The organism is Streptomyces sp. NPDC127190 (assembly GCF_042672505.1).
In the GTDB taxonomy this organism is placed as follows: domain Bacteria; phylum Actinomycetota; class Actinomycetes; order Streptomycetales; family Streptomycetaceae; genus Streptomyces.
This window is the reverse complement of sequence record NZ_JBHXVE010000006.1, coordinates 232768-251044: the sequence shown is the minus strand read 5'-3', so window position 1 is coordinate 251044 and position 18277 is coordinate 232768. Positions and strand designations below refer to the sequence as shown.

At 72.7% G+C, this 18277-nt stretch carries 18 protein-coding genes and 2 pseudogenes; 11 read left to right on the top strand and 9 right to left on the bottom strand.

The window, feature by feature from the left end; all coding sequences use genetic code 11:
• Positions 1 to 3: 3 nt before the first annotated feature.
• The 5 genes and pseudogenes from ACFVIU_RS13045 (at position 4) to ACFVIU_RS13025 (ending at position 3694) form a co-directional block, all read left to right on the top strand.
• Complete coding sequence (locus ACFVIU_RS13045; RefSeq protein ID WP_385842417.1) at positions 4 to 399, top strand: cupin domain-containing protein; 396 nt, start codon at positions 4 to 6, stop codon at positions 397 to 399.
• 12 nt (positions 400 to 411) lie between these two features.
• Entirely contained in the window at positions 412 to 996 is a 585-nt protein-coding gene (locus ACFVIU_RS13040; protein ID WP_385842416.1) for a DUF4865 family protein, read from the top strand.
• Entirely contained in the window at positions 993 to 1901 is a 909-nt protein-coding gene (locus ACFVIU_RS13035; RefSeq protein ID WP_385842415.1) for a phosphotriesterase, read from the top strand. The genes ACFVIU_RS13040 and ACFVIU_RS13035 overlap by 4 nt, the downstream gene beginning before the upstream one ends.
• 128 nt (positions 1902 to 2029) lie before the next feature.
• Positions 2030 to 2218, top strand: a complete 189-nt coding sequence (locus ACFVIU_RS13030; RefSeq protein ID WP_385842414.1) for a DUF1272 domain-containing protein — start codon at positions 2030 to 2032, stop codon at positions 2216 to 2218.
• Positions 2219 to 2492: 274 nt separating this feature from the next.
• Positions 2493 to 3694, top strand: a pseudogene (locus tag ACFVIU_RS13025) (IS110 family transposase).
• On the opposite strand, the gene ACFVIU_RS13020 reads toward ACFVIU_RS13025, so the two are convergent.
• From ACFVIU_RS13020 to ACFVIU_RS13010, 3 genes and pseudogenes are all read right to left on the bottom strand, one after another.
• Entirely contained in the window at positions 3687 to 4178 is a 492-nt protein-coding gene (locus ACFVIU_RS13020; RefSeq protein ID WP_385842413.1) for a hypothetical protein, read from the bottom strand. The pseudogene ACFVIU_RS13025 and the gene ACFVIU_RS13020 overlap by 8 nt on opposite strands.
• Before the next feature lie 162 nt (positions 4179 to 4340).
• Positions 4341 to 5816: an alpha/beta hydrolase gene (locus ACFVIU_RS13015; protein WP_385842412.1), complete on the bottom strand. Its 1476-nt coding sequence runs from the start codon at positions 5814 to 5816 to the stop codon at positions 4341 to 4343.
• Positions 5817 to 5904: 88 nt separating this feature from the next.
• A pseudogene (locus ACFVIU_RS13010) lies at positions 5905 to 6180 on the bottom strand (phosphoesterase); the annotation flags it as partial.
• A 42-nt stretch (positions 6181 to 6222) separates the two neighbouring features.
• On the opposite strand from ACFVIU_RS13010, the gene ACFVIU_RS13005 reads away from it, so the two are divergent.
• Together ACFVIU_RS13005 and ACFVIU_RS13000 are read left to right on the top strand one after the other, a co-directional pair.
• Positions 6223 to 6723, top strand: coding sequence for a transposase (locus tag ACFVIU_RS13005; RefSeq protein ID WP_385842411.1), 501 nt, complete (start codon positions 6223 to 6225; stop codon positions 6721 to 6723).
• Positions 6724 to 7112: 389 nt separating this feature from the next.
• On the top strand, positions 7113 to 8429 hold the full coding sequence (locus ACFVIU_RS13000; protein ID WP_385842410.1) for an MFS transporter: 1317 nt from the start codon (positions 7113 to 7115) through the stop codon (positions 8427 to 8429).
• On the opposite strand, the gene ACFVIU_RS12995 is transcribed toward ACFVIU_RS13000, so the two are convergent.
• The 3 genes from ACFVIU_RS12995 to ACFVIU_RS12985 all read right to left on the bottom strand — a co-directional run bounded on the left by ACFVIU_RS12995 (position 8400) and on the right by ACFVIU_RS12985 (position 11152).
• Positions 8400 to 9116 (bottom strand): NUDIX hydrolase, encoded by a 717-nt coding sequence (locus ACFVIU_RS12995; RefSeq protein ID WP_385842409.1) that lies wholly within the window; start codon positions 9114 to 9116, stop codon positions 8400 to 8402. The two genes, ACFVIU_RS13000 and ACFVIU_RS12995, sit on opposite strands and share 30 nt — an antisense overlap.
• 107 nt (positions 9117 to 9223) lie before the next feature.
• Positions 9224 to 10459 carry an ROK family protein gene (locus tag ACFVIU_RS12990; protein WP_385842408.1) on the bottom strand — a complete coding sequence of 412 codons (1236 nt, stop codon included), beginning with the start codon at positions 10457 to 10459 and terminating at the stop codon, positions 9224 to 9226.
• A 48-nt stretch (positions 10460 to 10507) separates the two neighbouring features.
• A complete protein-coding gene (locus ACFVIU_RS12985) occupies positions 10508 to 11152 on the bottom strand; it encodes an alpha-ketoglutarate-dependent dioxygenase AlkB family protein (protein ID WP_385842407.1) in 645 nt (214 codons plus the stop codon).
• Positions 11153 to 11220: 68 nt separating this feature from the next.
• Between ACFVIU_RS12985 and ACFVIU_RS12980 the strand changes: the two genes are divergently transcribed.
• Positions 11221 to 12354: a methyltransferase gene (locus ACFVIU_RS12980; RefSeq protein ID WP_385842479.1), complete on the top strand. Its 1134-nt coding sequence runs from the start codon at positions 11221 to 11223 to the stop codon at positions 12352 to 12354.
• An 81-nt stretch (positions 12355 to 12435) separates the two neighbouring features.
• Here the strand turns inward: ACFVIU_RS12980 and ACFVIU_RS12975 are convergent, their stop codons facing one another.
• Together ACFVIU_RS12975 and ACFVIU_RS12970 are read right to left on the bottom strand one after the other, a co-directional pair.
• A complete protein-coding gene (locus ACFVIU_RS12975) occupies positions 12436 to 13302 on the bottom strand; it encodes a class II fructose-bisphosphate aldolase (RefSeq protein ID WP_385842406.1) in 867 nt (288 codons plus the stop codon).
• A gap of 23 nt (positions 13303 to 13325) precedes the next feature.
• Complete coding sequence (locus tag ACFVIU_RS12970) at positions 13326 to 14207, bottom strand: SIS domain-containing protein (protein WP_385842405.1); 882 nt, start codon at positions 14205 to 14207, stop codon at positions 13326 to 13328.
• A 133-nt stretch (positions 14208 to 14340) separates the two neighbouring features.
• Here ACFVIU_RS12970 and ACFVIU_RS12965 point away from each other — a divergent pair, with 133 nt between their 5' ends.
• Complete coding sequence (locus ACFVIU_RS12965; protein WP_385842404.1) at positions 14341 to 15120, top strand: DeoR/GlpR family DNA-binding transcription regulator; 780 nt, start codon at positions 14341 to 14343, stop codon at positions 15118 to 15120.
• A gap of 27 nt (positions 15121 to 15147) precedes the next feature.
• On the opposite strand, the gene ACFVIU_RS12960 is transcribed toward ACFVIU_RS12965, so the two are convergent.
• Positions 15148 to 15543, bottom strand: a complete 396-nt coding sequence (locus ACFVIU_RS12960; protein ID WP_385842403.1) for a luciferase family protein — start codon at positions 15541 to 15543, stop codon at positions 15148 to 15150.
• 564 nt (positions 15544 to 16107) lie between these two features.
• Between ACFVIU_RS12960 and ACFVIU_RS12955 the strand changes: the two genes are divergently transcribed.
• Positions 16108 to 17283 carry an MFS transporter gene (locus ACFVIU_RS12955; RefSeq protein ID WP_385842402.1) on the top strand — a complete coding sequence of 392 codons (1176 nt, stop codon included), beginning with the start codon at positions 16108 to 16110 and terminating at the stop codon, positions 17281 to 17283.
• A gap of 97 nt (positions 17284 to 17380) precedes the next feature.
• The gene (locus ACFVIU_RS12950) at positions 17381 to 18118 is read left to right on the top strand and encodes a maleylpyruvate isomerase family mycothiol-dependent enzyme (protein ID WP_385842401.1); all 738 of its coding nucleotides are present in this window, start codon (positions 17381 to 17383) and stop codon (positions 18116 to 18118) included.
• Positions 18119 to 18277 lie beyond the last annotated feature (159 nt).

Genomic DNA, 18277 nt, shown 5'->3' with positions numbered 1-18277 from the left:
CACGTGCACATCACCAGACGGCGTCCCGACACCGTGCGGGGCCCGGCGGAGAACTTCACCGGCACGGTCTGGCTGGACGAGATAGCCGCCCCGGCCGCCCCTTCCCGGCTGCGCATGTTCAACGTCCACTTCGCCCCCGGCGCCCACACGGCCTGGCACCGGCATCCGCACGGACAGGTGCTGCACGTCCTGGAGGGCGAGGGGCTGGTGCAGCGCAGGGGCGGTGCGGTGGAGGAGATCCGCGCGGGCGACACCGTCTGGATCGAACCGGACGAGTGGCACTGGCACGGCGCCGGGCCGCGCACCTTCATGACCCACCTCGCCGTGGTGGAGGCCGCCGCGGACGGCACCACGACCGAGTGGGACGCCCATGTCCACGACGACGACTACCCCGCCTGAGAGGGAGCCCGCATGCATGCGATGCAGTACGAGTTCACCCTGCCCGCGGACTACGACATGGGCGTCATCCGCTCCCGCGTCGACCGCGTCGGCCATCTCCTGGACGACTGGGACGGCCTGGGCATCAAGACCTATGTGATGCGCGAGCGGGGGGTGCACGGCTCCCCGGTGAACCAGTACGGACCGTTCTACCTCTGGAACACCATGGAAGGCATGAACGGCTTCCTGTGGGGAGGGCTGTTCCAGGGGCCGGTCGACAACTTCGGGCGGCCGGAGATACGGCAGTGGACGGGGCTGGCGTTCGAGGAGGGCAGCGCCTCCGGTTCCGCCGCGTCGTTCGCCGTACGCAGGCGGCTGCCGGTGCCCGAGGGCGTGGAGCTGGCCGCGTTCATGGCGGAGGCGGCGGCCGAGACCGAGCGGCTGGCTGCGGAGGACGGTGCGGTGCTGGCGGCGTCCGCCGTGGACACGCGCGCGTGGGAGGTCGTCCACTTCTCCCTCTGGGAGCACGACACGCCGAAGGCCGACGGCGATGTCTTCCAGGTACTCCATCTCTCCGCCCCCGGTCGTGCCCTGCTCCCCCGCGGGCGGCAGTGGTGACCGGCGTCCGCACGGTCCTCGGGGACATCCCGCCCGAGGAGCTGGGCGTGTGCGACGCGCACGACCATCTCTTTCTGCGCAGTCCGCAGCTCCCCGGGCAGGAGCTGGCCGATGTCGCCGCCGCCGAGGCCGAACTGGAGGCGTTCCGGGCGGCGGGCGGCGCCGCGGTCGTGCAGTGGACGCCGTACGGCATGGGCCGGCGGGCGGCGGAGCTGGCCGCGCTGTCCGGGAGGACCGGGATACGGCTGGTGTGCGCCACGGGGCTGCACCAGGCGGCGCATTACAGCGCGGAGTTGCTCGATGGGCTGCGCGGCCGGCTGGCCGAGGTGTTCGTCTCCGAACTGACCGAGGGCATCGGTACGACGGGGGTGCGGGCCGGGCTGATCAAGGTGGCGGGCGGCTTCCACACCCTGGACGCGCACGCCCGCTGGACCATGGCCGCGGCGGCCGAGGCGCACCATGCCACCGGCGCGCCCATCGCCGTACACCTGGAACTGGGCACCGGTCCGCTGGACGTACTCGACCTGCTGTGCGGCGAGTTGGGGGTGCCCGGTGACCGGGTGGTGCTCGGGCATCTGAACCGCTCGCCCGATCCCGTGGTGCAGCGGGAGGCCGCCGCGTCCGGCTGCTGGCTGGCCTTCGACGGGCCGTCCCGGGCCCATCACGCCACGGACTGGCGGATGCCGGAGGCGGTACGGGCGCTGGCCGAGGCCGGGTTCGGGGACCGGCTGCTCCTCGGCGGGGACACCGTCGTCGCCGGTGCGCGCTCGGTCGACGGCGGCCCGGGGATGCCGTACCTGCTGCGCCGGGTGCGGGACCGGCTGGTGGCGGCGGTGGGTGCGGAGCTGGTGGACCGCATCCTCGGCGAGCATCCCGGGAGGGCGTTCGGCGTCGACTGGAAGTGAGCCGGGGGCGGGGCGGACCGTGGCTCGATCATGTCGGTTCCTGTCCCGGCCGCTGGTTTCGGCGCGGTCCCCGGCTTCGGAGGATGGGCGGGACATACCGCCTGTTCATGCCGAGGAGACGATCCGCCATGCCCCTGGAGATGCGCGACCGCTGCGAGCGCTGTACGACCACCGTCCTGCCGGCGGAGGGGCCGGCCCTGATCTGCTCGTACGAGTGCACGTTCTGCGAGGCGTGCGGCGAGGCGCTGGAGCAGGTCTGCCCCAACTGCGGCGGGGAACTGGTCGCGCGCCCGCGTAGGCGTGCCGGGGCCGTCTGACCGCTCCGCCCCGACCGGCCGACAGCCCCCCCCGTTACCGTCTTCGTGGCCCCGCAATGGGGCCTCCGGCCTTCGGGTCCGGCATGACTTCCCCCCCCCTTGTTGTTGATGATCCGGGGGGTGGTGTCACCGGGTCCGGAGGCATCGACGGACCGCTGATGAGGGGCTTGAGCACCGGCTTCACCCGGGCCGGAAGAGCTCTCCGTAACGTGGATGTGGCAGCTCGATGCCCTGGCAAGGCCGGACGAAAGCGTGATGGAGGGGCCTGCACGTGATCGACACCGGCGACATCGACGTCTTCCTCGGACTGGATGTCGGCAAGGGCGAACACCACGCCACCGCCCTGACCCCAGCCGGGAAGAAGGCGTTCGACAAGCGCCTGCCCAACACCGAACCCAAGCTCCGCGAGCTGTTCGCGAAGCTCCAGGCCAAGCACGGGACCGTACTTGTCGTGGTGGACCAACCAGCCTCGATCGGGGCTCTGCCGCTGGCGGTGGCAAGGGACCTGGGCTGCCCGGTCGCCTATCTGCCGGGGCTGACGATGCGGCGAATCGCCGACCTCTACCCCGGCGAAGCCAAGACCGACGCGAGGGACGCGTTCATCATCGCCGACGCCGCTCGCGCGATGCCTCACACGCTGCGGGCGATCGACGGAGAGGACGAGACGATCGCCGAGCTCGAGATGATCGTCGGCTTCGACGACGACCTGGCCGGCGAGGCGACCAGGGTCGCTAACCGGCTGCACGGCCTGCTGACCCAGATCCACCCCTCGCTGGAACGGGTGCTGGGGCCGCGGTTGCAGCACCCGGCCGTCCTCACGCTGCTGGAACGGTTCGGATCTCCGGCCCAGATCCGCAAAGCCGGCCGTCGGCAGCTGGTCACCCTGCTGCGGCCAAAGGCACCGCGGATGGCCGAGCGGCTGGTCGAGGACATCTTCGCCGCGTTGGACGAGCAGACCGTGACGGTTCCGGGGACCGAGGCTGCCGCGCTGATCGTCCCGAGCCTGGCCGCCTCATTGACGGCCGTCCTTGACCAGCGCAAGCTGCTGGCCAGCCGGATCGAGGAACTGCTGGAGGCGCACCCTCTTTCGAAAGTCCTGACGTCGATGCCAGGGGTCGGCGTCAGGACCGGAGCCCGGATCCTGATCGAGGTCGGCGACGGCAGCACCTTCCCGACCGCCGGCCATCTCGCCGCCTACGCGGGTCTCGCCCCTGCAACCCGCAGCTCGGGCTCCTCGATCCGCGGCGAACAGCCCTCCAGACGAGGAAACAAGCAGCTCAAACGGGCCTTCTTCCTCTCCGCATTCGCCGCTCTGGGCGACCCGGCCTCCGGGCCTACTACGACAAGAAGATCGCCCAGGGAAAGCATCACACCCAGGCATTGCTCTGCCTCGCGCGACGCCGGGCCGATGTCCTCTTCGCCATGCTCCGCGACGGCACCTTCTACGAAGTGCGCCTGGCTGCAACAGTCAGCTGACCTGCGGATTCGCCAGCAATACCACCTCGTCGGACTCGACATCGAACCCAAGCACCGGGTGGCTTCGCTCCCAGTCACCCTCGGGCGTCATCACCACTGGCTTGCCCAGTCGACGCCCGATCGCACGAAGAAACCCACACAGCACGTCCAGCCGCTCCTGCCCCTGCAACTCCCGCAGATCCACGTCGAAACCGATCTCGTCAGCCGACTCCAACCGAAAGATCGCCAACACATCCGGAACCGGCCAGACCCGCAGATCCGCGCACTCGGCATCAGCAGGCCGCGACAGCACCTCTTCAGCACGCGGCAGCGGCATGACCACACCGCCCTCGGAGTACTCACTCCGCCAGCCACTCGCATCGATCAGATCGAGGACCGCCTGCCAATCCTCAACCAGAGTCCCAGCGACCCACACATCCGGAAGGCACCCCTCCCACTCAAGGTCGAAGAAGTCCTTCACGTCATCCCACAGCAGCTCAGACACCAAGCAATGCTGACCCCACCGGCAACACAACGCACCCTGGTTTCCTTGACGAAGCCCATAGGGCCCCCCGCGTGCAGAAGACGCGTACAGAAGGCAGAGGAACCGGCGAAGCGTCCGAGGCGGCCATGACGTCCGCCTCGGACGCTGTGGATGCCTGTGGCCTCAGGGCGTAGGCGCGGCGACACCCTTGCAGGTCGTGTCCTTGGCCGGCAGCTTCCCGGTGAGCAGGTAGCTGTTGCCCTGGGCGTCCATGCAGGAGTTGCCGTCGAACAGGTACTGGCCGTGGTTGCCGCCGTCCGACACGACGAGCCGCGAGCCGGTCATGACCTTGTGCATCTGCTGCGCACCGACCAGCGGCGTAGCCGCATCGTCAGCGGCCTGGAGCAGCAGCACCGGCGGGACGTTCGACGAGCCGATCTTCACCGGCTTGACGGGCGCCGTCTTCCAGTAGGCACACGGTGCGCTGTACCAGGTGTTCAGCCAGGCGAACAACGGTGCCTTTGCCGCCGACGCGACCGTGTCCTTGTGCCAGGTGTTCCAGTCCTGGGGCCAGGCGTCGTCCACGCAGTTGTACGCGAGCTGCGCGGCGTTCACGCCGCCGCCGGACGCCAGCTGGTCCGCGGCGGCGAGCAGAGCGCTCGTGTCACCCGCCTGGTACTTGGCGACCATGTCGGCAGCCGATCCCCACTCCACGTTGGTGTACATGGCGGAAGCCAGCAGGTCATCCAGCTCGGCGCTGCCGACCCGGCCCCCGGCGGGGTGCGCGTCCAGCTTCTCGCGGGCCGCCTCCCACGCGGCCGAGACCTTGGCCTCGGTGGCGCCCATGTGGTAGCTGCTGTCGTACTTGGCGACCCAGGTGAAGAACTGCTCCGCACGCTTCTGCAGCGCCGGGTTCTGCTGGAACTGCGTGGCGTACGTGGTGACTGTCGGGTCCACCACGCTGTCCAGGATCATGCGGCCGGTGCTCTGGGGGAACAGCGTCGCGTAGGTGGCGCCCAGCTTCGTACCGTACGAATAACCGAGGTAGTCCAGCTTGGTACGGCCGAGCCCGGCGCGGATGGCGTCCATGTCGCGGGCCGCGTTCTCGGTGGTGATGTACGGCAGCAGAGCACCGGACTTGCCTTGGCACTGCTGGGCGATCTTGCTCGCGACGTCGCGGCGCTTCAGCTCCTGCTGTGCGTTCGCCGGGGTGTACGGCGAGGCGGGGTGATTGATCAGGCCGGAGGTGTCCCCGCAGGAGACCGGGGTGCTCGCGCCGACCCCTCGGGGGTCGAAGCTGACGACGTTGTACTTCTCGGAGAGGTTCTGCGGGAGTGAGCTCCACACCGTCTTGGCCAGGGAGATTCCTGATTCACCGGGCCCGCCCGGGTTCACCACCAGGGTGCGCTCGGCGTTCACGGCACCCGCGATCGACAGCGTCAGCGTGATCTGGCGGCCGTCCGGCTTCGCGTAGTCCAACGGCACCTTGAGGGTGGAACAGTACGTGCCGCGCGGGGCGTCCGAACTCTTTGGGCAGGCACCCCACTTCAGGGCCGAGGCCCCTTGCGGGGCGGCATGCGCGGACTCGGGCAGGACCAGGGCGAGCGCCCCGAGCGCGGCGGCCACGGCGACGCCGCGGCGGGTGGGCTTGAGGATCACGAAGACGTCCTGTTCTGCGGTCAGTTGCGATCTGATGCTGGTGAACAGGATGAGAAAAAAAGCGACGCGGTTGCCTCGAAAGAAAGCTTCACCGACGTCCGAGAAAGACCGGATTGGTGAACGCCGCAAGCGCCCCGGGAACCGGCCCCGCCGCCGTCTCATGGCGCAGTTCCGCCCGTACATACGCCGCGTGCGCCGGGGTCGTACGCCACTCGGCCACCCCCGAACCGGAAACCGGCAGCGGATCGCTGGTGAACAGCACCCCCTGGTCGGTGACGAAGCGGATCGTGCAGCGGGGCGCGCCCGCCACCTCCAGACGGACCGTCACCGGAGTGTCGGGGGAGACCTCCAACCGCTCGCCGAGCAGGCCCTTGTCGTTCCGGGCACCGAGGCCAGCGCGCTGATCGTGCCCGGCCTGGCCGCCCAGCTCGCCGCAGCCCACACCCAGCGCCGCCAGGCCGAGCAGGAGATCGCCGCCCTGCTGGAGACCCTCCCTCTTTTCCGCCTCCTGACGTCTCTCCCCGGCCTGGGCGTCAGGACCACAGCGGCCGTGATCGTCGCGATCGGTGACGGCACCGGCTTCCCCACCGCCGGACACCTCGCCTCCTACGCCGGACTCGCGCCCGCCACGAAGTCCTCGGGCACCTCCATCCGCGGCGAGCACGCACCCCACTGCGGCAACCGCCTCCTCAAACGCGCCCTGTTCCAGGCCGCGTTCGCCGCGATCGGCTGCAAGTCCGACCCGTCCTCCCGGATCTACTACGACCGGCAACGCGCACGCGGCAAGACCCACACCCAGGCGATCCTCCGCCTGGCCCGCCAGCGCGTGAACGTCATCCACGCGATGATCCGCACCGGGGCCCTCTACGAACCACGCACCCCGGGCGACGTCGACCTCGCCGCATAACGACGACTCCACCGCCCCTACCCTCCGGGCCCCATCACGCCCGCGCACCGGCACGGCCACTCCGGCCCTGCCGGCCACCGGGCTGCCCATCAGCCACCCGATCCGCCGGGAACATCCCGCTTCGCGGGACGTTCCCGAAAACCAGGATCAACCCCTACAAGCCGACCCCACCAGGGTTGACGAAACAGATAGGGGCACCCCCCCCCGCAGCCCCTTCCGGGCGGCCCTCTCCTGTGTCTCCAACGCTGCGGGCAACCGGGATCGTTCCCGTTCCGGATGTGACTCTTCCCCCGCTGAACAGGCCTTTTCCTAGCCGCTCCGCGCTCCGCATACTCCCCCGTCGGCGCAGTGGGCCCCGTCGGACGACGACGGGCGGAGATGGGGGATCGTTGAGAACACAGGTAGCGAACCGCAGCCGCGAGAGGTCCTGGCTCGTGGCGCGCGGCATCCTGCCGGAGCCGGGCCCGAGGCGGCCCCTGGCGGTCGCCAGCTTTGTGAACATGCTCGGCAGCAGCGTGTTCGCGCTGACGGCCGCCGTCTTCTTCACCCGTTCCATGGGCCTGTCGGCGGCGCGGGTCGGTCTCGGCATGGGTGTCGGTGCCCTGGTCGGGCTGCTCTCCGGGATCCCGGTGGGGCGGATCGCCGACCGGCGCGGCCCGCGCGGGGTGTACCTGGTGACGCTCACGGCGCAGGCCGTGGCCATGTCGATGCTGGTCCTGGTCCGTTCGTTCTGGCTGTTCACGGTGGCGGTCTGCCTGACCGAGCTGGCCGGCTCGGCCAGCCGAGCGGCCCGTGCACCGCTGGTGCGCGCTCTCGCCGGTCCGCAACCGGCGCGGTTCCGGGCCTACCTGCGTGCCGCCGTCAACCTGGCCCACACCCTCGCTGCCCTGCCGGCCGCGCTCGTCGTGCAGCTGGACACGCACACGGCGTATCTCTGTCTCGTGCTGGGCAACGCCCTCAGTTTCCTGGCCACCGCCGCGATCGTCAGCCGGCTGCCCGGGCTGCCGGCCGTGCCGGTCCCGGCGGGCACGGCCGGCACGGGCCGCTGGACGGCGCTCAGGGACCACCGGTACCTGCTGATCACCATGCTCGACGGCATCATGTCCCTGCACGGCGCGGTGCTGCTCTTCGCGCTGCCGCTGTGGATCGTCGGTCACACGCACGCGCCGCGCTGGTTCGCCGGCACCGGTGTGCTGCTCAACACCGTCATGGTGATCTTCCTCCAGGTCAGGACCGGCGGCCGGGTCGACACCACGGACAGAGCCGCACGGGCCTGGCGGCAGGCGGGCCTCGCCTTCCTGGCCGGGATGTCCCTCATGGGTCTGGCCGCCGGCCTGCCCGGCTGGGCCGCGGTGCTGCTGATCCTGGCCGGGGTGGGCGTGCACACCCTCGGTGAACTGCGCCATGCCGCGGGTTCGTTCGAGCTGCGTTACACGCTCGCCCCGGCCCATGCGCAGGGCCAGTACTCGGGTGTGTTCAGCTTCGGCAGCGGACTGGCCGGCGTGGCGGCGCCGTCCGCGCTGGCCTGGCTCTGTCTCGGCGCGGGCGAGCCGGGCTGGATCGCCATGGGCGCCGTGTTCGTCTGTGCGGGGCTGCTGGCGCCGCCGGCGGTCCGCTGGGCGCAGCGGTCCCGGCCGGGGAATGTGCCGGATACGGCCGCGGGGTGGTCCCCTGGTTCAGGGCGAGGTCCGGGTGTAGTGCCGTAGCACCGGTTCCAGGTAGTCGGTGCGGGGGCCGGGGAGGCGGGCGAGGTCGGCCGGGGAGCCGATCAGTTCGACGCGGTCGAACTCGGGGTCCGCGCCGCGTGCGGTCTCCTGGCTCACCAACCGAGCGTAGTCGGCGCGGAGTTCGTGCGCCGGGCGGGGCGGGGCCAGGAACAGTACGCCGACGCTGCCGCGGGCGCTCCGGGTGGTCAGCCAGGGGGTCAGGGCGTCGGCCGGGGTGTCTGATCCGGTCTCCTCGGCCAGTTCGCGGGCCGCGTGCAGGCGCAGGCTCGTGCCGTCCAGCCCGGCGTCGGCGGGCGGGGGTTCGAGGGTCCCGCCGGGCAGCTGCCAGCGGCCCGGTGTCGCCGTCGACGCGGACATGCGGCCCACCAGCACCCGCCCGTCCGGGCACGGCTGCACCACGGACACGAACAGTGAGCACAGCACGGGGGCGTCCGGTACTCCGCGCAGCGTCCGGCAGCGGTAGGTGGCCCGGGCCCAGGACAGGACCAGGCCGTCGGATCCGTCGCGGGCCAGTCCGGTCAGTGCGGCCACCGGGCCGTCGAACAGCGCGGGGTTGGCCCGGACCGCCTCCGCCCAGCGGCGGTCCATCAGCGAGCGGTGCTGCGGTGACAGCCCGGGCGGGGCCGTCTCCACCAGCCGGATGCGTCCGGCTGGCAGCAGTTCCACCGCGGGCAGGTCCTTCGAAGGGAGACCGGGAGCGGGCAGGTCCTTCGAAGGGAGACCGGGAGTGGGCAGGTCCTTCGAAGGGAGACCGTCAGCGGCCTGGTCGCGGGTCACCGCAGTGCCTCCAGTGGGTCGTCCAGCACCGGCTGCCAGGCCAGTTCCGCCGCGCCGACCAGGCTGTTGTGGTTCAGGGTGCACGGCAGAATCGGTACACCGCCGCTCTGCCCCCACAGGCTGCGGTCGGCGACGACCGCGCGCAGCCGGCCGGGGTCGGCGTCCAGCAGGGTGCGGTGCAGGCCGCCGAGGATGATCCGGTCGGGGTTGAGGATGTTGACCAGTCCGGCCAGGCCGAGGCCGAGGCGGTCGATCAGGGCCTCGGCCGCGGTGCGGACGGCGGGATCGTCGTACTGGGTGCGCAGCAGGTCGTCGGCCTGCTGGAGCAGGGAGACCTCGGGGCCCGGCTCCCGGCCCGCCTCGACCAGCAGCGCCAGCGGGTCCGCCTCGACGTCCAGGCAGCCCCGGCTGCCGCAGTGGCAGGGGCGGCCCTCCGGGTTGACGGTGAGGTGGCCGACCTCCAGGGCGAGGCCCGAACTCCCGGTGTGCAGACGGCCGTCCAGCACCAGCGCGCCGCCGACGCCCCGGTGGCCGGTGGCCACGCACAGCAGGTCCCGGGCGCCCCGGCCGGCGCCGTGCCGGTGCTCGGCGAGGGCGGCGAGGTTGACGTCGTTGCCGGCGAAGGCGGGCTGGGTGATCCCGGCCTCGCGGACGCACTCCGCGAAGATACGGCGCACCGGGGCGCCCACGGGCCAGGCCAGGTGCAGCGGGTTGAGGGCGAGGCCGTCGGGTTCGGCGACGGCGGACGGCACGGCGAGTCCGGCGCCCACGCACCGGCGGCCGGTACTGCGCAGCAGTTCGGCGCCCGCCTCCACCACGGAGCCGAGCACCTTCGCCGGGTCGGCGTCGATGGTCTCGCAGCCGGGCGCGGTCGCCACGATGCGCCCGCCCAGGCCGACGAGTGCGGCCCGGAAGCCGTCGGCGTGGACCTGTGCGGCGAGAGCCACCGGGCCGTCCTCGGCTACCTCCAGCCGGTGCGACGGGCGGCCCTGGGCGCCGGCCGGCGCGCCCGGCCGGGCGTCCACCCGGATCAGGCCCAGCGCCTCCAGTTCGGCGGCCACGGCTCCGGCCGTGGCCCGGGTGACGCCGAGTTCGGCGGTGAGCACGGCCCGGGTCGGGGCGCGTCCGGTGTGCACCAGCTCCAGCGCGGGTCCGAGCGCACCGCGCCCCCGGTCCAGCCGCGCCCTCGAGGTGGTCCGCTCCCCCGCCGTCCGGGAATCCTTGCCGCTCATGAGGGCGAGTCTCCCATGATCCGCTCCGCTGGTGGCCCGCGCCGCCGGTTACCGGCCGCTCACCCGCAGGGTGATGTTCAGCCGTCCCGTCAGGCCCAGCCAGGGCGGTGCCGTGCCCGGATGCACGCGCGGCACGCCGTGATAGGCGAGCCGGGACGGTCCGCCGAAGACGAACAGGTCGCCGCTGCGCAGGTCCACATCGGTGTACGGCCGGGCGCGGGTTCCGGTGTTGCCGAAGCGGAACGTGCAGCTGTCGCCGAGGCTCAGTGAGACCACCGGCGCGTCCGCCAGCTCGTCGCTGTCGCGGTGCATCCCCATGCGGGCGGTGCCGTCGTAGAAGTTGATCAGTGCGATGTCGTAGGCGTGGTGGTCCTGCGGGCCGAGCGCGTCGGCGGCGGCGCGCCGGGCCAGTGCGCCGAGCCAGGCCGGGAAGGGCTTCACGGGCGCGCCGTCGCCGTCGACGGCCGTACGGGCGTAGGTGTACGGATACCAGTGCCAGCCCAGACAGACCTGCCGCGCGGTCATCGTGCCGCCGCCGGGGGTGCGCACCGTGCGCAGGCCTGCCGGGGGCTGCGCCCACGCCCGGCAGGCGGCGAGGAGTTCGCGCTGCCGGTCGGGGTCGAGCCAGTCCGGGACGTGCACGGCGCCCGGCGCGACCTGCGCGCGCTCCCTCGGAAACAGCTCCGCATCCATGCCCCCATCCTGCCCCCACCCTCGCTGAGCTGCGGCTCCGCTAGCCTGGAGGCACGATGAGCGAGCGTATGACGACACCGTGGGGCGAGGTCGAGCTGACCCGTTTCCCCGAGGATCCCCGCGACCGGCTGCGTGCCTGGGACGCCTCCGACGCGTACCTGCTGAGCCATCTGGCCGAGGAGGGGGTGCCGCTCACCGGGTCGGTCGTCGTGGTCGGCGATCGCTGGGGGGCGCTGGTGACCGCCCTGGCGGAGCACCGGCCGACGCAGATCACCGACTCCTTCCTGAGCCAGGAGGCGACCCGGGGCAACCTGGCGCGCGCCGGGGTGCAGCCCGGGGCGGTCCAGCTGCTCACCACCCAGGACCCGCCGCCGGAGCGGGTGGACGTGCTGCTGGTGCGGGTGCCGAAGAGCCTGGCGCTGCTGGAGGACCAGCTGCTGCGGCTGGCGCCCGGGGTGCACGCGGGCACGGTCGTGGTCGGCACCGGCATGGTGAAGGAGATCCACACCTCCACGCTCCAGCTGTTCGAGCGGATTCTCGGGCCGACCCGGACCTCGCTGGCCCGGCAGAAGGCCCGGCTGATCTTCTGCACCCCGGACCCGGCGCTGGAGCGGCCCGCGAACCCGTGGCCGTACAGCTACGCGCTGCCGGACGGCATCGGCGCGATCTCCGGCCGTACGGTCGTCAACCACGCCGGTGTGTTCTGCGCCGACCGGCTCGACATCGGCACCCGTTTCCTCCTGGGGCATCTGCCCGCCCCGGGCGCGGGGCGCGTGGTGGACCTGGGGTGCGGCAACGGTGTGGTCGGTACGGCAGTGGCGCTGGCCGATCCGTCGGCCGAGGTGCTGTTCGTGGACGAGTCGTTCCAGGCCGTCGCCTCGGCGGAGGCGACGTACAAGGCCAACGGGGTGCCCGGGCACGCGGAGTTCCGGGTCGGGGACGGGCTGGCCGGGGTGGCGCACGACAGTGTGGACCTGGTCCTGAACAATCCGCCGTTCCACTCCCATCAGGCGACGACCGACGCGACGGCGTGGCGGATGTTCACCGGGGCGAAGCGGGCGCTGCGGACGGGCGGCGAGCTGTGGGTGATCGGTAACCGGCACCTGGGGTACCACGTGAAGCTGAGGCGGTTGTTCGGCAACAGCGAGCTGGTGGCCAGCGACCCGAAGTTCGTGGTGCTGCGGGCGGTCAAGCGGGGCTGAGCACCTCACAGAGGCGCGCGCGGGCGTGTGGCCGGTCGGCATGCCCACCGCGCCCACACACCCCCAACAACCACCAGCCCCTCACCCCCGCGTCGCCGTCGCGCCCAGCACGCCGATGATGCGGCGTACCTCGGTGGCCATCGCCTCGCGGCCCACGCTCAGGTAGGTGCGGGAGTCGACGGCTTCGGGGCGGGCGGCGAGGAAGGCGCGGATGGCGCGGGTCATGGCCGCGTTGAGGGCGGTGCCGACGTTGACCTTGGCGATGCCGCCCGCGACCGCCGCGACGAGCCCGTCGTCCGGCACGCCGGAGGAGCCGTGCAGCACGAGCGGGATGTGCAGCGCGGCGGAGAGCCGCTTGAGCAGGCCGTGGTCGAGGGCGGCGGTGCGGGTGGTCATCGCGTGCACGCTGCCGATGGCGACGGCGAGGGCGTCGACCCCGGTCCGGCGGACGAAGTCCCGTGCCTGGTCGGGGTCGGTGCGGGCGCCGGGGGCGTGGGCGTCCAGCGGGGGGCGGCCGTCCTTGCCGCCGATCTGCCCCAACTCGGCCTCGATGCACAGCCCTTGGGCGTGCGCCCAGTCGGCGGCGGCCCGGGTGGCGGCGAGGTTCTCGGCGTACGGCAGCCGGGCGGCGTCGTACATCACCGAGCTGAAGCCCGCGCCGGGCGCCTGGCGGAGCAGGTCGTCGCTCTGCACATGGTCGAGATGCAAGGCGACGGGCACGGCGGCGCGTTCGGCGGCGGCGACCGCGGCGCGGGCCAGCGGCAGCAGCCGTCCGTAGCGGAACTTGACGGCGTTCTCGCTGACCTGGAGGACGACGGGCGCACCGGCCGACTCGGCGCCGGCGATGACGGCCTCGACGTGTTCCAGGGTGATGACGTTGAACGCGGCGACGGCGGAGCGGGCCGCGGCGGCCCGGGCGACCAGCTCGCCGGTTGACGCGAGAGGCACGGGGTGTCCTTCCGGGCGCGGTGTCAGGAGGCGAGGATCACCGAGCGGGTGAGGTGGCGGGGCCGGTCCGGGTCGAGGCCGCGCGCGGCGGCGACGGCGACCGCGAGCCGCTGGGCGCGGACCAGTTCGGCGAGCGGGTCCAGGGTGCCCGCGGTCCACAGTCCGCCGGTGGCGCGGACCTGTTCGGCGAGCCCGTCGGGTGCCTCGCCGAACATCCAGGTGGCGGTGGACTCGGTGGTGATGCTGATCGGGCCGTGCCGGTACTCCATCGCCGGGTAGGACTCGGTCCAGCACTGCGCGGCCTCGCGCATCTTCAGCGCGGCCTCGTGGGCGAGTCCGACCGTCCAGCCGCGCCCGAGGAAGGTGAACTGGGTGCGGTCGACGAGCTGTTCGGGCAGGGTTTCCCGGAGGGCCGTGCGTGCGTCGGTGACGGTGGACTCGCGGTGCAGGCCGAGGTGGGCGCGCAGCAGGGTGAGGGCGGTGGTGGCGAACCGGGTCTGGACGACGGAGCGTTCGTCGGCGAAGTCCAGGACGACGAGGTGTCCGGCGGCCGAGGAGATGGGGGTCTCCGGGTCGGCAGTGATCGCGGTGGTGGCCGTACGGTCGCCCAACTCGCCCAGCAGCCGCAGCACTTCGGTGGTGGTGCCGGAGCGGGTGAGGGCGACGACCCGGTCGTACGACCGCCCGTGCGGGAACTCGGAGGCGGCGAACGCGTCGGTCTCGCCCTGCCCGGCGCCCTCGCGCAGCGCGGCCACCGCCTGCGCCATGAAGTACGAGGTCCCGCAGCCCACGACGGCGACCCGCTCGCCGGGGCGCGGGAGCGCCTCGCGGTGCCGTCCGGCCTCGGCCGCCGCCCGGGTCCAGCACTCGGGCTGGCTGTTCAGCTCGTCCTCGACATATGTCACGCCGACACCCTCCCTGCTGATTGTTCCTGCAAGATATAGCGAATTTTCGAGCACAATCAAGCATCTAGGCGCAGAGAGAGGTGCGCTAGGGTCACGGGAGGTCGAAAGAACGACCGGAGAACGGAGGGTGGGGATGTCCCGGGACGCCCGCTGGAAGGCGCTGCTGGAGCTGCTCGTCGAGCGCGGCCGGCTGGAGGTCGAGGAGGCGGCGGCCGAGCTGGCGGTGTCGGCGGCGACGATCCGCAGGGACTTCGACCAGCTCGCGGAACAGCAGATGCTGGTCCGCACCCGGGGCGGCGCGGTGGTGCACGGGGTGTCGTACGAACTGCCGTTGCGTTACAAGACGGCGCGGCGCGCCTCCGAGAAGCAGCGGATCGCCAAGGCGGTGGCCGGCCTTCTCGCGCCGGGCGAGGCGGTGGGGCTGACGGGCGGCACGACCACCACGGAGGTGGCCCGCGCGCTCGCCGTACGCGGGGATCTGGCCACCGGCTCACCGGCGCTGACGGTCGTCACCAACGCGCTGAACATCGCCAACGAGCTGGCCGTGCGCCCCCAGTTCAAGATCGTGGTGACCGGCGGGGTGGCGCGTCCGCAGTCGTACGAACTCATCGGCCCGCTCGCGGACGGGGTGCTCGGGCAGATCACGCTCGACGTGGCCGTGCTCGGTGTCGTCGCCTTCGACGCGGGGCACGGCGCGGCGGCCCACGACGAGGCGGAGGCCGCGATCAACCGCCTGCTGTGCGAGCGCGCGGAGCGGGTCGTGGTCGCCGCGGACTCCAGCAAGCTGGGCCGGCGGGCGTTCGCCCGGATCTGCGGCACCGAACTGGTGAACACCCTGGTGACGGACACGGCGGTGGACGAGCGCATGGTGCGGCGCTTCGAGGAGGCGGGCGTCGGCGTCCTCGCCGTGTGAACCGCCGGGCCCCCGCCGGCCCGGACCTCACCTGCCGCTGTGGTCGGCGCTGACGAACCCCGCCCCGCGTTGGTCGTTACACCCCACCGGTGGCCGGTCGGCCGGGTCGGGCCAGGACTGCTGGGCCTGGAGCGCCACGCTCACCAGGGTGAGCAGCAGGTCGACGTCGCTCGCGGCGTCGAGGCGCAGGGTCACCCACTGGGAGCCCGGCACGATCCGGATCGCGCCCGAGCCCCGGAGGTCCTTGGCGAACCGCCGGATGCACCGGGCGGTCAGCCGCAGATCGACATCACGGTCCGAGTGGAAGTGGGCGATCTCGCCCTGCGCCGAGCTGACGGCCTGTCCCAGCCCGCAGCTCGGTACCGCCTGATTCAGATCCGGCCAGGTCGCCAGTTGCGCGAATGCGCGCGAGGCCAACGTCATGGGGCCATCATGGCGCGCTCACCCGCCCGCAACCAGCTCGTGCGCAAGCATTAACCGTCCTGTATTCGCGCGGGGACTGTGGGCGACGGACCCTAAGCGGCCGCGCAGCGGGCCATGTTGACCGCACATTCCGGCCAGTGACCCCAAGTCGCCGCAGGTCAAGGCGGTCTCGGGGGTCCATGGACGCCCGGGGCCGGGCGCCGGGGCGACCGGTGCGCCGTACACCGGCGAAGGCGGAGGCAGTCGCCGGACCGGGTGACGGCGAGAACCCGCCCGTCTCCGGGGCAGCCCCGGGTGACGGCGAGAACCCGCCCATCGCCGGTGCAACCCCCATGCCGGGTCGCAGCCCTGCCGCGGCACCCCTCAGGAAGTCGGTGCGGAGCCGGGAGAGTTCGGCGAGCCCTTGCCGGAACACCAGGCGACTCCTGCACCCGGCATCTCCCGTCGTCGCCGTACAGCTTCGCGACCGTTCCCGCGGGCGCCACCGCGCCCTTGCGGCACCTCCCGGGCCCACCCTACGCTGAGTTTGTGCCGCAAATAAACAAAACCCGAACGCACAGCGTCGTGCCGGGTCCCGACAGCTCCCTGCGCCGCCTGCGCACGGCGCTCACCGCCTTCTTCGCCGTCGACGGCTTCCTCTTCGCCGGCTGGGTCGTCCGCATCCCCGACATCAAGCACCAGACGCACGCCTCCGCCGGTGCGCTCGGGCTCGCGCTGCTCGGCGTCTCCGCGGGGGCCGTGCTGACCATGACCCTGACCGGGCGCCTGTGCCGCCGCTACGGCAGCCATCCGGTCACCGTGGTCTGTGCCGTGCTGCTGTCCCTCAGCATCTCCCTGCCCCCGCTCACCCACTCCGCGCCCGCCCTCGGCGCCGTACTACTGCTGTTCGGCGGCGCGTACGGCGGGATCAACGTCGCCTTCAACAGCGCCGCCGTCGATCTGGTGGCCGCCCTGCGCCGGCCGGTCATGCCCAGCTTCCACGCCGCCTTCAGCCTGGGCGGAATGCTGGGCGCGGGGCTCGGCGGACTGGTCGCCGGCACCCTCTCCCCCACCCGCCATCTGCTCGGCCTGGCGGTGATCGGACTGCTCGTCACCGCCGCGGCCGGGCGCGCCCTGCTGCGGCTGGAGCCGCCCGCGCCCCCGCCGGGGACGCGTCCGGCGCCGTCGGACCAGGGGCGGGCACCCCGGCCCGGCGGATCCCGGCGGCTGGTCTTCGTGTTCGGGCTGGTCGCGCTGTGCACCGCCTACGGCGAGGGTGCCATGGCCGACTGGGGCGCCCTCCATCTCCAGCAGGACCTGGCGGCCTCCGCGGGCACGGCCGCCGTCGGGTACGCGTGCTTCGCGCTCGCCATGACCCTGGGCCGGCTGACCGGGACGACGCTGCTGGCCCGGCTCGGCCGGGCCCGGACCGTGATCGCCGGCGGCACGGTCGCGGCGGCGGGCATGCTGCTCGGCTCGCTCGCCCCCTCCGTGTGGGCCGCACTGACCGGCTTCGCCGTCACCGGGCTCGGGCTCGCCAATCTCTTCCCGGTCGCCGTGGAGCGGGCCGGTGCCCTGACCGGGCCGTCCGGGGTGGCCGTCGCCTCCACGCTGGGCTACGGCGGCATGCTGCTCGGGCCGCCCGCGATCGGTTTCATGGCCGAGTGGTTCTCGCTCTCCGCCGCGCTCACGAGCGTGGCCGTGCTCGCCGCGGTCGCCGCCGCCGTCGGGGTGTCGACGCGGCGGGCGCTGGGCCACTGACGCGGCTGCGGCGTCGGTGCGCCGGGCTGTCCGTCAGGTCCGGCCGGCGCCGGAAAATCGCGGTCTTCGAGTGCCCTCCATCCGGCACACTCACCCCATGCATACTGCCGACTTCCTGAAGACACTGGACCGCGAGGGCCGGCTGCTCGCGGCGGCCGCCGCCGTATCGGGCACCGAGGCCAAGGTGCCGACCTGCCCCGAGTGGCAGGTGCGGGACCTGCTGCGGCACACGGGTGCGGTGCACCGGTGGGCCGCGTCGTTCATCACCGACGGACATCGCGAGCGGCAGCCCTTCGGTGAGCAGCCGGACCTGGACGGGGCCGAGCTGGTCGACTGGTACCGGGACAGTCACCGGCTGCTGGTCGACACCCTCGCGGCCGCCCCCGCCGACGTGGAGTGCTTCACCTTCCTGCCCAACAGCCCCTCCCCGCTCGCCTTCTGGACCCGGCGCCAGGCGCACGAGACGGCCGTCCACCGGTACGACGCCGAGATGGCGCGCGACGGTGTGGCGTCCCCGATCGCCGTGGACTTCGCGGCCGACGGCATCGACGAGTTGCTGCGCGGCTTCCACGCCCGGGAGCGGAGCCGGGTGCGCACCGAGCAGCCGCGGGTGCTGCGGGTGCGTGCGACGGACGCGGGACCGGATGCCGTGTGGACCGTACGGCTGTCGGACCAGCCGCCGGTGGCCGAGCGGGCGGAGTCGGGCCCGGCCGAGGCCGAACTGTCAGGCCCCGCCGACCAGTTGTACCTGGCGCTGTGGAACCGGGTGCCGGTGCCGCAGGTGACCGGCGACCGGTCGCTGGCCGAGCTGTGGCGGGAGACGTCCGCGATCTGACACCCCGCCGGAGGATCCGGCGCCCGGTCAGTCCGCGTCGGACAGCATCCGGGCCAGTACCGCGCGCGGCCCCCGCCCGGCCTCGCCCGGCCGCGCGCCCCCGTTGGCCGGGGGGGGGCCCCCGCCCCCCCCCCGGTCCGCCCCGCCCCAGCCCCCCGC